The following is a 15382-nucleotide window of genomic DNA, read 5'->3' as shown; positions in this document are numbered from 1 at the left end:
TTTACGCTAAGCCAGGGCTTTGCTGCCAATCTGGCTCCAGTTTATCTCGCCGTTCTTTACTTTATGCTTCAGCTCAGGGTGTGCCTCCAGGAGTTCTCTGGCTGGCCCGTAGCTGCTGTGTGCGCAGGCCAGTGCGGCTGCTTCACGCTCTGTCTCATTTGGTTGAGAGAACAGCTTTTGAATATCTTTGATATTAGTTTCATCTATGAAAGGACCCACCGGGCGCCATAGCTCCGGAGATACCGGACGGCCAGCTGCCCACCGCTCATGGGCATAGTCTGAAAGCATACGTGTTAGTTTCGGATTACTGCGCGAATCGATGCCGTAAATGCGATAGAGTGGCTTTCCAACAAATAGTGTCTTCAGCACCAGTTGGTTCCAGGGGTCTTCCTCCATAAACTCGGCAGGGTACGGGTTCTCCAGCGCTACGGCTTCATATACGTCGCCCATATTGGTGCGCACGCCTTCGGCTGCTCTTTCCCTGAACTTATCCGGGTAAGGCAGCAGCGGCAGGCTGCCATACAATGCCACCAGTTCTCCCATGTCGGCGGTACTAAACAGCGTCTCTACCTTCTTTACAAAAGCATCGGCGTCCTGAGCAGGTAGCGAAAGTAGCAGGAGGGTACGGGCAGCCTGGTCGGCAGTCCAGCGGCTTGGGTTAAAGCCCTTGCGAATCGTATCGGCCTGTTTTAGGTCTTCCTCATTTACGTAAAGTGTCTCTTTCCCGACAAAGCGCGTAGCAGCGCTGAAAGCAAGAAACAGGTCTTTGTCTTTAGCGGAATCAGAAGCTAGCTGGTTCATCTTTTGGGTGAGCCATTCCATGCCCTGGTCCGAAGTGCTGTTCGCGAGAAGTTTTTTAAGAAAAGCTTTGCCTGCGTTTATGTCTGCCTGATACACGAGCGTATAGTTTAAGATAAACAATTTTGAACCTTATTCTTTGGGTACTACAGCCGGTCTGTTAAGACTGCTTTTGTCCTGTTAATGCCTTTACGCTTTTAACGTTGCAGGAACCATATGTTCAGCTTTACAAAAACTGAATAGTGTGTACACTGCAACAGGAGGCAGTGCTGAGCCAGCATTAAGTTTAAACATCTTTTTTCTGTTGAACAGGAAAAAGGAGCGGCAGAGGGTGCGGCACCAGCATGCCAGCCTCCATACTGCAACAAAACACCCAGAGGTAAAGGTAAAAAGAATGATGCATATATATAAACCTTCAAAAGAGGAAATATTGGCTGCAGCAGGAAAGACTGTGCGGGATGTAATAGCACCCGATTTACTGGTGCTTTTCTGCGGCATTAACCCCGGCCTCTATACGGCAGCGACCGGCTATAATTTCGCTCGGCCCGGCAACAGGTTCTGGCCTACTTTGCATGCCGCAGGCTTTACGCCGCGCCTTTTAAAGCCGCAGGAGCAGCAGGAACTCCTTACTTACGGCTGTGGCATCACCAACTTTGTAGCGCGCGCCACAGCCACAGCGGCAGAACTCAGCACGGAAGAACTGGTAGAAGGAGGGAAGCTGCTGAAAGAAAAGGTGCTGCAGTACAAGCCGCAGGTGGTCGCTTTTCTTGGTATTACGGCTTATCGAGGTGCGTTTAGTTTGCCTAAGGCTATACTGGGGCCGCAGCCGGAAACCATAGGAGAAACCCAAGTTTGGGTATTGCCCAACCCAAGTGGCTTAAACGCGCATTTTCCTCCGGCCGCGCTGGCACAGGTGTTCCGCGAGTTGCGGGAAACGTTAAGTATGAAATAAAGCAGCATTAGTATGAGGCTGACAAGGAGTATGTTGTACTCAAGTTTCTTCTCCTACTACTGGCATAGTCCTTTCGATCTATACTCTGGCTTTCATTCGGAACTATGTTCTAAAATATATTCGCCACAAGTCGTTTTTGTAAGTGGTTGCTAGATGAAAGCAGGTGGAAAAATTGGGTGGAGGGGAAAATAAGTTTTTCCCGAAAAAATATTAACCTAAAATCTAACCTTATTAATAGAATGGGCGTAATAGGCACCGGAGCCTTTATATAGTAAATATTATATGTATTAAAGACTTAACGATCAGGTAAAAAATCTGCTGTGTAGATTAATGATACATATTTATAAAACACTCGTTTACCCTTGATATAGTGCTGTTTACACTATTATTGAAAATAATTGCAGTTATTGAGTATACTTTTGAACTATAAGACTTTGCAAATTGTCAACCCAATATAACTGAAACCTCAGAACCAAAATCAAACCTAAAAGCAAAGAACTGTAAAAAACACTATGAAGGATTATTTAGAGAGATTAGAGAGCGGACTTAATAAAAGCAAAACTTTACTTTATAAGCCTGATCAAACTGGCTTAGCGTGTTCCTTTGTAAATGGTGGATTGGTGGTAGATACTTTCATCATAGAAGATGATGTGATTGCCGATGCACTTTCCAAGAAAGGATTGAATGGTGTGGTGGAAGGTTCTAATTTTGAGATGCTGAAAAGTAATTACTCCTGGTTCTCACTGCATGTTAAAACAAAGCAGGTATACCGCGAGCTTGAAAAAGAGACAGTATAAATAAATACCAGTAGACTTTATATACAGCCTCTCCAGACAACCTTAAACAGGAAGTTTGGAGAGGTTTTTATGTACCTCATATATAATCATCAACAGAAAAGCCTCTCCTGATCAGGAGAGGCTTTTCTGTTGATGATAAAAAATAATTTTACTGTACACCACCGGCACCATTGCCGTCGCCTTGCTTCGCATCGTCGTTGCGAATGCTTTTCTTGCGCTTCGGTGCTTTCTTCTGGTCTAACTTGCCAAAGCGGTAGTCGAAGGTAACGCGGGCACCACGGTTGTAGTTGTTGATGCGGATATGCTGCTCATAGTCGATGGCATTCACATCAATTTTCATGATCATACTTTCACGGAAAGGGTTATCCAGGCCCAGGCTGATACCGCCTTTTCCAGCGAACAGTTCCTTCTTGAAAGCCAGCGTGTGGTAAGAGAAAGAGGCAAAGTTACCCTGCAACTGCACTCTTCGTGAGTTAAAGCCACCGTTGAACTGAGCACTGAATCCTTTTCCTAAAGTATAAGACGAGTTCATGTTAATGTTATACATCCAGCCGCTATTCTCATACTGGCTGCTCTTCAGGTCCACGAAATAAACGTTAGAGCTACCCCCGATGGTCCAAGCTTTCACGGGCTTCACAGATCCGAAAAGACTCATGCCATAGGTCTTGTTCACTGCCACGTTTGCAAATGTCAGCACAGTGGTGTTTCCTTCCAGTTGCGGCAGTGTTTCAATGGCATTGTCAGTCTCGCGCATATACAGGTTGGCGCTGATAGAGGAAGTATTGAAAAAGGTGCTGTACCCCAATTCCACCAGGTTCGTTAATTCGGCATCGAGGTTTGGGTTGCCACGTACTACAGTGCCTGGTGCCTGCTCCTGATCATAAGGGTTCAGGTAGAACAGCGACGGGCGCTGAATGCGCTGCGTGAAGTTTGCCTTTAGCGTGTGCTTTTCCTTTAAGGTGTAAGAGAAGGCAATGCTCGGGATAAAGTTTTCATAGTTATCAGAGAAGGCCTGCCCGGCGGTGATGAGATCAGCATTGATTTCCGTGTGCTCATAACGGCCACCCAGCTTCACGTTCAGCTTCTTCTTCACAGTAAAGCCATAGGTCAGGTACGAGGCGAGTACATCTTGCCCGTATTCAAAGACCTCCCGCTCGGTTTCTTCTGTGTCAGGATAGATGGCCTTGTAGAAGGCATCGCTGCTTACATCTCTGAAGATGGATTTTGCCCCCACTTCCAGCGTCGTCTTGTTCTCAAACGGGTGCACATAGTCTAGTTGAAAAGTGAGTTCGTCGTTGCCGCCGTCGTTGTTGTTGCGCTGCAGGTAAAAAGGAGCCTCGCCGGCGTTGTAACGATCCTGGTAGTTGCGTGTGTCGGCATCCGTGACAGAGTACTGCGACAGGAAAGTAAGTTCCTGCTGCGGCTTGTTAAAAGTGTGCACAAAGTCCAGGTTCAGGTCAGTGCCCTGGCGCTTGTTACGATTCTCAACGTCAGTATTGAAGGTGAGGTCATTCACGGGCACACCGTTGGTGGTGAAGACCTGGCGTTGGTCGTTCTTCATCCTGAACTCTCCACAGTTTCGGCGTATGCTACCTGAAAGGCTGTTTTTTGGCGTAATATCATATTCAAAGCCAAGTTGGGCATTCAGGAAGCCGCCACGCATTTTGGTGTCGCCGAGTTGCTCCCGTATGCTTCGGTTATCAGACGCAGTACTATACTTTGGCAGGATGGTGATGTTGGTCATATCGCCATGGTTGTAGAACTGCACTGTGCTGGCGTTGGCGTTGATGCCGAACTTGCCGTTGCGCATGTTCAGGCTGCCATTCCCGTTGCTGGAGCGTGTACCTGCTGTCGCACTCACAGAACCGTTTACCCCCTGTAGTCCGCTATTTTTTTTCGTGATGATGTTGATGATACCTGCTGTTCCTTCTGCATCATACTTGGCAGACGGGCTGGTGATTACTTCCACGGACTTTATCATATCTGCCGGAATCTGTTTCAGTGCATCTGCCACATTGCCTGCCATAATAGAGGAAGGCTTGTTGTTGATAAGCACGCGTACGTTGGAGCTTCCGCGCAACTGCACGTTTCCATCGGTATCCACACTCAGCGACGGTACCTTCTGCAGCACATCAGCTGCGTTTCCGCCTGCGTTGGTGATATCTTTCTCAGCGTTATATACTGTGCGGTCAATCTTTTCCTCCACGAGTGGCTTTTCGCCCGTTATCACCACTTCGCTCAGCTTCTTCACATCGGAGGCAAGGCTAACTGTTCCGATGTTCACTTCGGCATTGTCGTTGGCTATTGTAACGTTCTCGACAGTTCGGAGCTGGTAACCCAGGAAAGACACGTTGATTTTGTAATGACCGGCTGCTACTTTCTGTATTGTGAAGCGGCCTTTATCATCCACCATCGCACCATCAACTGGCTTGTCCGTGCTCAGGCTGATGAGAGCTACTGTGGCAAACTCAATGGGCTGCTTTGTTTCGGCATCCAGTACCATGCCGCTTATTGTCGCATTACCCTTAGCAGGTGCAGCCATTTGTTTCTGTTGCAGGGGGCCGCTTTGAGGTGCCTGGGCCAGCACTGTGGTGGTGCTCAGACCCAGTAATATAATGAGTAGATTCTTCTTCATAGTTTAGATAAGATGGTCTTGTGAAAAAACAGGTAAAGTGGGTGTGATGGGGTGCGTGGTCATTATTTTTTCTAGTCAGGCACAAAGTAAACCTGCTTTTCCTGACTGCTGAAACAGATTATACCAATGCATCTCATTTCTATATGAATAGGCAGGAGTTAACGACAAGTCATTCGTCGTTAGAAAGGGCTGCTTTATCGGGGTTTAAAAAGAACAGTATAAACAGCACCGGGAAAGTATAAAATCCGGAGCGGCAAAGAGAAGGCAGAGAAAGCGCGGGGCGTGCAGGCCACACCGCTATACATTAGATTGAAACAAGAACGAGTTGCGGCTGTTTATAGACTTTCAGGACCTGCTAGCGCTAAAAGAATTCAGGTAGTCAGGGCCTTATACAGCTGCCTGTGCTGCAAGGGAACTTTGGGGGCCTGACTGTTGTATAGAAAATAATCTCACATATTTGGCAATATGGTATACTATGTGAGATATATTTTCTATTTTTGCAAAGAATACTATTGCTATCCGCAAGAAATTTATAGACGAAGAGGCGAGAGAACAGGCTCCCAGACCCTCTGGCAACCATCCGAATGGAAAGGTGCCAAGTCCTGCCCAACGAAGGGGAAATATAAATTAAAGAACCATGAACAAGACATCAGGCATATTACAACCCACCAGTTTAGTACTTTATTCTGACAGCTTTACCCCATCCCTGCCTGAGATGCGCTGTTGTTGCTGTTGTTCCTGTTAAAGGATACACCCTCTCTTTCCTTAACCAGGCTGACATAGCTTTTGGCGGTTTTATAGGAACAGTCATTCTTCTTGAACTTTAATAGCGCAGTCTGCGGCATATCAGGTATATGTACCGTTAGCTGATTTGCAGAGCAACAGGTTTATGTCTTTTACCACTACTTCATATTTAACATACAGGGCCATCACGCTTTTAAAAGGTGCCTTTACCAGCAGTATTCCTTCTGACAGGAGGCACTTACGCTGTTGTTGCGCGTGGGCATGATGAATCACCCTCCTTTTGTGCAGTTTTTCTGCCCTGTGCAGCAGCTGTTGAACGTATAAACTAATTCATCACTTAATTATTGAGCAGAAGCCTTTACAGGCTCTCCCATAAAACAAAACATTTGTATGCAAAGCTTTAGATCTGAAATAGAGAACCCGATAGTAGAAAAGGATATCATTGACCTGGAAAAGAAAATCAGGTTATACCGTGAGGGCAAGTTGCAGGAAGATAAATTCAAGAGCCTGCGCCTGGCCCGTGGCGTTTACGGGCAGCGTCAGCTGGGCGTACAGATGGTGCGTATCAAGCTGCCGTTTGGCAGAATGACCACACAGCAGTTGGTGCGCATTGCCGCTATTTCTGATGAGTACTCTACCGGGAACCTGCACCTGACCACGCGCCAGGACATCCAAATACACTTTGTGAGCCTGGACAGAACGCCTGAGCTGTGGGCAAACCTGGAGAAGGACGATATTACGCTGCGCGAAGCCTGCGGTAACACGGTGCGTAACGTGACAGCTTCACCGGAGGCGGGGATAGACCCGGAAGAGCCATTTGATGTGTCGCCTTATGCCGATGCTACTTTCCGCTATTTCCTCCGCAATCCTATTTGCCAGGACATGGGCCGGAAGTTCAAGATCTCTTTTTCATCCAGCGACTCCGACACGGCTATGTCTTACATGCACGACCTTGGCTTTATACCGAAGGTGAAGGAGGAAAACGGTGAAACTATCCGTGGCTTTAAAGTAATGATTGGTGGCGGACTCGGTGCGCAACCTGCACTGGCACACACAGCATATGAGTTCCTTCCGGAAGACAGGGTGATTCCGGTGATTGAGGGTGTGCTCCGCATTTTTGACCGCCATGGTGAACGCAACAACCGTAACAAAGCCCGTTTTAAATACCTCATTGGCAAACTAGGTCTGGAAGAGGTGATGCGCCTGGTGAACGAAGAGTACAATGCCCTGAAGTCGCATTCTTTTGAGATTGACAAGAATGTCAGCTTTGAACCGGCTTTGCCTGAAGTAAAGGAAATTCCTGACTATGTTATCGAAGACACAGATAAGTATAACAAGTGGCTGAAGACGAATGTGTTTCAGCAAAAGCAGGAAGGCTACTACGGGGTGTATATCAAAGTGCTTATCGGAGACATCAGCAGCGATGCAGCAAGGGAACTGGCTCCTTTGGTGCGCGATTTTTCGGCCGATGAAATCAGGGTAACGCAGGGGCAGAACCTGTTACTTAAGTACGTGACAAAAGAGGCGCTGCCTTACGTTTACGCAAGGCTGGATGAGATAGGGCTTGCTGAGCCGGGCTTCAACAGCGTGGCGGACATTACTACCTGCCCGGGTACTGATACCTGTAACCTTGGTATTTCTAACAGTATGACCACAGCCAAAGTGCTGGAGAATGTTATTATCACAGAGTACCCGGAGTTGCTGTTTAACACCGATATCAAAATTAAGATAAGCGGCTGTATGAACTCCTGCGGCCAGCATGGTATGGCCAACCTGGGCTTCCATGGTTCTTCCCTGAAAAGCGGAAAGAGCGTATTGCCAGCCCTGCAGGTGCTACTAGGCGGAGGCACGGTGGTGAACGGAGAAGGCCGTATTGCGCAGAAAGTCCTGAAGGTACCGAGCAAGAGAGGGCCTGAAGTGGTGCGCCTGGTGATAAACGACTACCTGGCGAACAAGGAGGAAAACGAGCGCTTTAACGAGTACTTCGACAGAAACGGCAAGGACTATTTCTACCAGATGCTGAAGCCGCTTGCTGACCTGACCACCATTACGGCAGATGACTTTGTAGACTGGGGACACCAGGAGCAGTTTGAGACTGCCATTGGTGTGGGTGAGTGTGCCGGTGTCATGATTGACCTGGTGGCGACGCTGCTGTATGAGTCGGATGAGAAACTGGAGTGGGCGGCCGAGGCAATGGAAGACAAGCGCTATGCTGATGCCATCTACTATGGCTATGCTTCTTTTGTGAGCACTGCCAAAGCACTCCTGCTGGATAAAAATGTGAAGTGCAACACCCAGGCAGGCATCATTCAGGATTTTGACACACACTTTGTGTCAGAAGGACTTTTCAACTTTGCCCCTGACTTTAAAACAGAAGTGCTGCAGATAAACCAGCATAAACCGGGCGAAGCTTTTGCAAAAGAATACCTGAACAAAGCCTTACTGTTCCTGCAGGAAGCCACCCAGTACCGAAAAGAGCAGCGTGACTTAACTGCTCCTGCCAGGCTAAAGCACGAGGCGTAGAAAACGAATTTTGAATAGCTGAACTATGAATAATTGAATAGGTGCGGGAGTGAGTTCAACAAGTATACATGAACTCCTCTTGTACTTAAATCATCTTCAGAACCCAATTATTCATTTATTCATAATTAAATCAAGATGACATTCAGAAATAAAGAAATAAAGCAGGAGAAAGGGCATGTACTAGCGGAGACGGCAGCACAGAAGCAGCCGAGGCTGACGCTGGTTGGAGCCGGACCCGGCGACATAGACCTGATTACCCTGAAGGCAATAAAAGCGCTGCAGCAAGCCGATGTGGTGCTGTATGATGCGCTGGTTAATCCGGAGTTACTGCAGCATGCACCTGCCGACGCACCAAAGCTATTTGTAGGAAAGCGCGCCGGGGCACACAGCCTGAAACAGGAGGAGATAAACGAATTAATATTGGAGTCTGCCCTTGCTTACGGACACGTGGTGCGGCTGAAAGGCGGCGACCCCTTTGTGTTTGGCCGTGGGTATGAGGAACTGGCGTATGCCGATAAGTATACTATCCCGACAGCAGTAGTACCGGGTATCTCCAGTGCTATCGCGGTACCGGAATTGCAGCAGATTCCGCTGACGATACGGGGCGTTAACGAAAGCTTCTGGGTGATAACAGGCACAACTAGGTCTGGTGATATCTCCGCAGACATCCAGCTGGCGGCACAATCCAGTGCCAGTGTTATCATTCTGATGGGAATGGGTAAGCTCGCGCAGATTGCTGAAATCTTTACCGCTACCGGCAAGGCCGACACTCCCATCGCTGTTATCCAGAACGGCTCGCTGCCTGACGAGAAGATTGTGTTCGGCAACGTGCATAACATCGTGGAGCGGGTAGAGACAAAAGGCGTGGGTGCACCAGCCATCATCATTATCGGAGAGGTGGTTTCTTACCATCCGTCGCTGCGCTACACCCTGGATCTGCAACAGGTGCAGGAACTGGTAAAAGCGTAGGCCTATATTCCTGAAGCATCGAAAAATAAATGAGTAGCTCCCCGAACACAACCACTATTCCTCCCGCTGCAACAACACCAAACGCTACGAATCCGCTATTCCCGGTTTTTCTAAAGCTGGAGCAATTGCAGACATTGGTAGTAGGCGGAGGCTATGTAGGCCTTGAAAAGCTTTCGGCCATTCTAGCCAACAGCCCGCAGGCGCAGGTGGTGCTGGTTGCCCCTGAAATTCGTCCTGAAATAGTAGAACTGGCCGCCAGCCACCCCTTGGTGACACTGGTAAAGCGTGAGTTCCTTGAGGAAGACCTGGCTGGAAAGGACATCGTACTAGTTGCCACTAACGATAATGTCCTCAACGTAGCCATACGTGACCTGGCAAAATCGCATAAAATATTAACCAACGTAGCCGATACACCGCAGCAGTGCGATTTTTACCTTGGCTCCATTGTACAGAAGGGAAGCCTGAAGCTGGCTATCTCCACCAACGGCAAATCCCCAACGGTAGCCAAGCGCATAAAGCAGGTGCTGAACGAGGGCCTGCCTGAAGAACTGGAGCAGGTGCTGGACAAAATGACGCAGCTACGGGCTACACTCAAGGGCGACTTTGCCTATAAAGTGAAGCGCCTGAACGAGGCAACCGAAGTACTCGTGGAGCCAAATGTTGCGACTGCTTCTGCCGTTAGGGAGAAGAAAAAGAAAGGAAAGTACAGCCTGAAAGTAGTGCTGATGCTTCTGCTCGCATCACTCTCTCTCATGGTGACGGGCCATATTCTCTTCAGCTATATTCCGTTCAGCACCATTGGTGCAGTGGCACTGGATGTGGCCGGACAGGTGGACAGGGAAATTTTGATTTTTATACTGGCTGGCTTTGTAGCACAGATGATTGATGGTGCCCTTGGCATGGCTTATGGTGTGAGTGCCACGACGTTCCTGCTCAGCTTTGGCGTATCGCCGGTAGCGGCGAGTGCGAGTGTGCACGCCTCCGAAATATTCACCTCCGGCGTTTCCGGCTGGATGCACCTTAAGTTTGGTAATGTAAACAGCAAGTTGTTCAAAACCATTGTGTTTCCCGGTGTTTTAGGAGCCATTGTGGGTGCTTTCCTGCTTTATACCCTGGAGGAATACGTCTACCTTATTAAGCCGCTGGTGGCCTGCTATACCTTGTTCCTGGGTATTCTGATTATCCGGAAGGTGCTGAAGAAGCACGTAAAGAAGAGCCCTGTAAAAAGGCTGGGCATGCTGGGTGCTGTCGGTGGCTTTATGGATGCGATTGGCGGTGGTGGCTGGGGACCCATTGTTTCCTCCACCCTGATAGCGAAAGGCAGACACCCGATGTATACTGTGGGTTCAGTAAACTTAGCGGAGTTCTTTGTGTCCTTTGCCAGTTCCGTTGCATTTATCTCCCTTATAGGTATCACGCACTGGCAAATAATCATAGGTCTAATATTAGGCGGCACAATTGCAGCCCCTTTAGGAGCGCTGCTGGCCAGAAAGCTGCCGGTTAAAACTATGATGATTATTGTCGGTATTGTCGTTATCATCGTCAGCCTGCGCCTTATCTTTATGGCCTTCTTTATGTAATAAGAGGACACCGGATTTTAAAACATTAATAGTTGATACGGCTTGTAGTTGCCTATAGAATCAACTACCAACGCAGCAAGCAAGAATTATTTAACATGTCTGATAAAGAAACAAAAGCCATCAGGTTGCAGGCAAAGCGCAGCCATAACCGGGAGCACTCGGTGCCACTATACCTTACCTCCAGTTTCACCTATGAAAGTGCCGAGCAGGCACGGGCAGTATTCGCCGACGAAGAGGCAGGCAATATCTATTCCCGTTTCTCTAACCCGAACGTGGATGAGTTGGTGGAGAAAATGTGCTATTTAGAGAAAGCGGAAGATGGGTTTGCTTTTGCCACAGGCATGTCGGCGGTATTCACGAGCATAGCTTCGTTGCTGAGTGCAGGAGACCACATATTGGCGGGTCGCGCTGTTTTTGGCTCTACGCACCAACTGCTGACTACCATTCTGCCGCGCTGGGGCATCACCCATTCCTACGCCGATGCCAGTAAGCCCGAAGATTGGGAAAAACGCATCACACCGCAAACGAAAATGATTCTGGTAGAGACACCCTCTAACCCAGGCCTGGAGCTAATTAACCTTGAGTTTCTGGGGGAGCTGAAGCGGAAGCATAACCTGCTTTTAGTGGTAGATAATTGCTTCGCCACACCACTTCTCCAAACTCCTGTCGACTATGGTGCTGACCTTGTTGTGCATTCTGCCACGAAGTACATTGATGGCCAGGGACGCGTATTAGGCGGACTAGTAGTGGGCAGAGCCGACTTGATAAAAGAGATTCGCTTCTTCTCGCGCCACACAGGTCCTGCTTTGTCCCCTTTCAATGCCTGGGTGTTGTCCAAGAGTTTGGAAACGCTTTCGTTGCGCATAGATAAGCATTGCGAGAACGCACTGAAGCTGGCACAAACGCTGGAAGGTAACCCGGCGCTGGAGGTGGTGAATTATCCTTTCCTGCCGTCTTTTGCGCAGTATGAGCTGGCGAAGAAGCAGATGAAGCAAGGCGGTGGCATCGTCACTTTTGTGGTAAAAGGCGGTTATGAAGCTGCAACACGCTTTATCGATAGCCTGAAGATAGCTACCATCACCTCCAACTTAGGTGATACCCGCACCATCGTCACGCATCCGGCTTCCACCACACACTCAAAACTCTCCCCCGAAGAAAAGGCGGCTACAGGAATTTCCGAAGGGCTTATTCGTGTATCAGTTGGCTTAGAGAGTCTGCAGGATATCATTGAAGATATAGAGCAGGCGTTGGCGGAGGTGTAATTGTTTGTTCCTATTCGAACAGCTGATTTTTGCAGTTGCGGGTCTGCACTTCAGTAGGAGGGTGGAAACAGCTGGGCATTCATCTTTTTGCATATAGCATATCAAACCAGTTACCTGAACCCTTTGTGGATTCTGAGTACTATATAAAATCAAAACACATGGAAGTAAATTTAACGCGCGTCGATCAGGATTTTCATTTTGCAGCTAAAGGTGCCTCTGGCGTGGAGGTGCATATAGACGGGTCTCCAGAGATTGGCGGCCACAACGCAGGTGCCAGACCAATGGAAATGCTGCTCATGGGCTTAGGTGGCTGCAGTGCCATCGACATTATTCAGATTCTGAAAAAGCAGCGCCAGCAGATAGATACATTCGATATAAAAGTAACAGCAGAACGGGTGCCGGGAGAGGTGCCGTCTTTATTCAAGGACATCCACGTTCACTTTATACTAGGAGGGCCGCTGGATGAGGAGAAGGTGCAGAAAGCAATAAACCTTTCGATGGACAAATACTGCTCCGTAGCAGCCATTCTATATAAAACATCCACCATCAGCCATGCCTTTGAATTAACTGCCGGAAAGCTTGGCATGCCTGGTGATTTGGTGTAAGATGTAGATTGTGCAGGATAAAACACACTTCCTGCCCTGCTGTGCTTAACGAGTAGCAAGCTGTTGGTGAAAACACACAACAGCGGCGTTTTGAGGAGAAAATCAGCTAATTGAGATACAGCTGTAGTTCCAGCGAGTCTGGAGACTCGCACCCATAAAATGTCACGGGATAGATTCCCGCCAGGTTTAAAAAAGGAACAGCCGCTGCGGGTATACCCGCAGCGGCTGTTCCTTTTTTAAATTACTATAGTATCAGAAAGTATTATGTCTTACGTCCTGATACTTGTGTGTTTTTATATCATGTAATTCAGTTCACTCTCGTGGGTTATGCTTTCAACCATGCCAGCGCCAACCGTCGTGAACGAAGTTTCATCAATTAAGATAAAGCCGCCATTTGCGCGGTTGCTCTCATACTTGTCCAGCAGCAGGGGGGTAGCCGTCTTAATCTGCACACGGCAGATATCGTTTAGCTGTACCTGGTCTGCATCCAGAATATTGTCCAGCGAGTTAACATCCACTTTATACTGTATCTGTCTTACAACCGCACGTGTTTCGGTGGAATTGTGGCGCAGCAACAACTTGGCACCCGCCTTAAGCGGCTTGTTGTTCATCCAGCAAATAAGTGCTTCAAACTCTTTCGTTACGTCCAGGTCTTCCTCCTGCTTCACAATTACATCACCACGGCTGATGTCTACATCATCCTCTAACTGCAGTACCACAGACATAGGCGCAAAGGCTACTTCCAGTTCCTTGCCACCTAACTCTACTGATTTAATAGTAGAAGTCTGGCCGGAAGGCAGCACCGTAACATTGTCACCTTTGCTGTATGTGCCGCTGATTATTTTACCGGCATAGCCTCTGTAATCGTGGTGCTCATAGGTATGAGGGCGGATAACGTACTGCACCGGGAAACGGGCATCGTCCAGGTTGAAGTCGTTGGATACCGGCACCTTCTCTAAATGCTCCAGTAGGTTAGGTCCTTCGTACCAGGGCATGTGCTCCGATCTATCTACTACGTTATCCCCTTTCAGGGCGCTGATTGGAATAAAGGTAATGTCTTTAACATTTAACTTGGAGGCGGCGAACTGCTTGTAATCTTCTACAATCCGGTTAAAAACGTTTTCATCGTAACCTACCAGGTCCATTTTGTTGATGCAGATAACTAGGTGCGGAATACCCAGCAGCGAAGAGATAATAGAGTGGCGGCGGGTTTGCTCCTGCACCCCATTCCGGGCATCTACTAGAATAATAGATAGGTTAGAGTTGGAGGCTCCCGTTACCATGTTGCGGGTATATTGGATATGACCAGGGGCATCGGCGATGATGAACTTGCGTTTTGGTGTGCTGAAGTACTTGTAGGCCACATCAATCGTAATACCCTGCTCACGCTCGGCCTTCAAACCGTCCGTCAGCAGCGACAAATCTACCTGCCCGTCTTCGTTTACCCTGCCGGAGCTTTCAATAGCCTCCAGCTGGTCGATGTAAATCTGGTTTGTATCGTACAGCAACCGGCCAATGAGAGTGCTTTTACCGTCGTCTACGCTACCTGCTGTTATAAATCTTAATATATCCATGTTAAAAGTATCCTCCTTTCTTGCGGTCTTCCATGGCAGTCTCCGATAACTTATCGTCGATGCGGGTAGCGCCGCGCTCACTTATTTTTGAATCGATGATTTCAGCAATCACAGAGTCTATGTCATAGGCCACCGATTCCACGGCAGCGGTACAGGTCATATCGCCCACGGTTCTGAAACGTACATTTCGTTTCACGATTTCATCTTCCGGGTCGCGGTAAATAAAGTCTGAAGTGGCCATCAGCTTTCCATCGCGGATGAGGCACTCCCGCTCATGGGTAAAGTATATGTTGGGAAGAGAGATTTCCTCCCGCTTGATGTAGTTCCATACATCAAGCTCCGTCCAGTTGCTGATAGGGAAGGCGCGTACGTTTTCGCCTAAAGAAATGCGACCATTGTAGGTGTTCCAAAGCTCCGGGCGCTGGCGTTTCGGGTCCCACTGACCAAATTCGTCTCTTACTGAAAAGATCCTTTCTTTTGCACGAGCCTTTTCTTCGTCACGGCGGGCACCGCCAATACAGCAGTCAAATCCGAATTCCTCTATCGTCTCCAGCAAGGTATAGGTTTGCAGACCGTTGCGGCTGGCGTAGCGGCCGGTTGGCTCCGAGAGGTTTTGCTTTTTGATCGTATCTTCTACGTTGCGTACAATCAGCTTCTCACCTAGTCGATCAGCCAGTTCGTCGCGGTACCGGATAGCTTCCGGGAAGTTATGCCCCGTATCGATGTGCACCAGCGGGAACGGGAACTTGCCCGGGCGGAAAGCCTTTTCAGCTAAACGCACCAGGGTAATGGAATCTTTACCGCCCGAAAACAGTAAGGCCGGCTTTTGGAACTGGCCTGCTACCTCGCGCATGATATGGATGGCTTCCGCCTCCAGCTGGTCGAGGTAATCAAGGTATCTTTTAGTCATTTCTTGTATTGTTTATTCAAATCGTGTTTCAGC

The 15382-nt window shown here is 48.5% G+C and carries 11 protein-coding genes and 1 riboswitch; of the genes, 7 read left to right on the top strand and 4 right to left on the bottom strand.

The features are described from left to right. Nucleotides 1-6: 6 nt before the first annotated feature. Nucleotides 7-897, bottom strand: coding sequence for an EboA domain-containing protein (locus ACFS7Z_RS04715; protein ID WP_377481677.1), 891 nt, complete (start codon nucleotides 895-897; stop codon nucleotides 7-9). Nucleotides 898-1192: 295 nt separating this feature from the next. On the opposite strand from ACFS7Z_RS04715, the gene mug reads away from it, so the two are divergent. Together mug and ACFS7Z_RS04705 are read left to right on the top strand one after the other, a co-directional pair. After that, the gene (gene mug / locus ACFS7Z_RS04710) at nucleotides 1193-1750 is read left to right on the top strand and encodes a G/U mismatch-specific DNA glycosylase (RefSeq protein WP_377481674.1); all 558 of its coding nucleotides are present in this window, start codon (nucleotides 1193-1195) and stop codon (nucleotides 1748-1750) included. Nucleotides 1751-2262: 512 nt separating this feature from the next. Further along, a complete protein-coding gene (locus ACFS7Z_RS04705; RefSeq protein WP_377481672.1) occupies nucleotides 2263-2547 on the top strand; it encodes a hypothetical protein in 285 nt (94 codons plus the stop codon). Between the two features lie 148 nt (nucleotides 2548-2695). Here ACFS7Z_RS04705 and ACFS7Z_RS04700 read toward each other — a convergent pair whose 3' ends face one another. After that, the gene (locus tag ACFS7Z_RS04700; protein ID WP_377481669.1) at nucleotides 2696-5182 is read right to left on the bottom strand and encodes a TonB-dependent receptor domain-containing protein; all 2487 of its coding nucleotides are present in this window, start codon (nucleotides 5180-5182) and stop codon (nucleotides 2696-2698) included. A gap of 527 nt (nucleotides 5183-5709) precedes the next feature. Then, nucleotides 5710-5811: riboswitch (SAM riboswitch) on the top strand. Nucleotides 5812-6316: 505 nt separating this feature from the next. Here ACFS7Z_RS04700 and ACFS7Z_RS04695 point away from each other — a divergent pair. The 5 genes from ACFS7Z_RS04695 to ACFS7Z_RS04675 all read left to right on the top strand — a co-directional run bounded on the left by ACFS7Z_RS04695 (nucleotide 6317) and on the right by ACFS7Z_RS04675 (nucleotide 12865). Next, nucleotides 6317-8449, top strand: coding sequence for a nitrite reductase (locus tag ACFS7Z_RS04695; protein WP_377481666.1), 2133 nt, complete (start codon nucleotides 6317-6319; stop codon nucleotides 8447-8449). Between the two features lie 135 nt (nucleotides 8450-8584). Next, nucleotides 8585-9418 (top strand): uroporphyrinogen-III C-methyltransferase, encoded by an 834-nt coding sequence (gene cobA, locus ACFS7Z_RS04690; RefSeq protein WP_377481663.1) that lies wholly within the window; start codon nucleotides 8585-8587, stop codon nucleotides 9416-9418. A gap of 29 nt (nucleotides 9419-9447) precedes the next feature. Beyond that, nucleotides 9448-10998 (top strand): TSUP family transporter, encoded by a 1551-nt coding sequence (locus ACFS7Z_RS04685; RefSeq protein ID WP_377481660.1) that lies wholly within the window; start codon nucleotides 9448-9450, stop codon nucleotides 10996-10998. Between the two features lie 95 nt (nucleotides 10999-11093). Further along, a complete protein-coding gene (locus ACFS7Z_RS04680; RefSeq protein ID WP_377481657.1) occupies nucleotides 11094-12260 on the top strand; it encodes a trans-sulfuration enzyme family protein in 1167 nt (388 codons plus the stop codon). 158 nt (nucleotides 12261-12418) lie between these two features. Further along, nucleotides 12419-12865: an OsmC family protein gene (locus ACFS7Z_RS04675; protein ID WP_377481654.1), complete on the top strand. Its 447-nt coding sequence runs from the start codon at nucleotides 12419-12421 to the stop codon at nucleotides 12863-12865. Nucleotides 12866-13158: 293 nt separating this feature from the next. Here ACFS7Z_RS04675 and ACFS7Z_RS04670 read toward each other — a convergent pair whose 3' ends face one another. Further along, nucleotides 13159-14439, bottom strand: a complete 1281-nt coding sequence (locus ACFS7Z_RS04670) for a sulfate adenylyltransferase subunit 1 (RefSeq protein WP_377481651.1) — start codon at nucleotides 14437-14439, stop codon at nucleotides 13159-13161. A 1-nt stretch (nucleotide 14440) separates the two neighbouring features. Further along, nucleotides 14441-15349, bottom strand: coding sequence for a sulfate adenylyltransferase subunit CysD (cysD, locus tag ACFS7Z_RS04665; protein WP_377481648.1), 909 nt, complete (start codon nucleotides 15347-15349; stop codon nucleotides 14441-14443). Nucleotides 15350-15382 lie beyond the last annotated feature (33 nt).

The sequence above is a fragment of the Pontibacter toksunensis genome, assembly GCF_042686245.1.
Classification (GTDB): domain Bacteria; phylum Bacteroidota; class Bacteroidia; order Cytophagales; family Hymenobacteraceae; genus Pontibacter; species Pontibacter toksunensis.
This window is presented reverse-complemented; position numbering and strand designations above follow the sequence as displayed.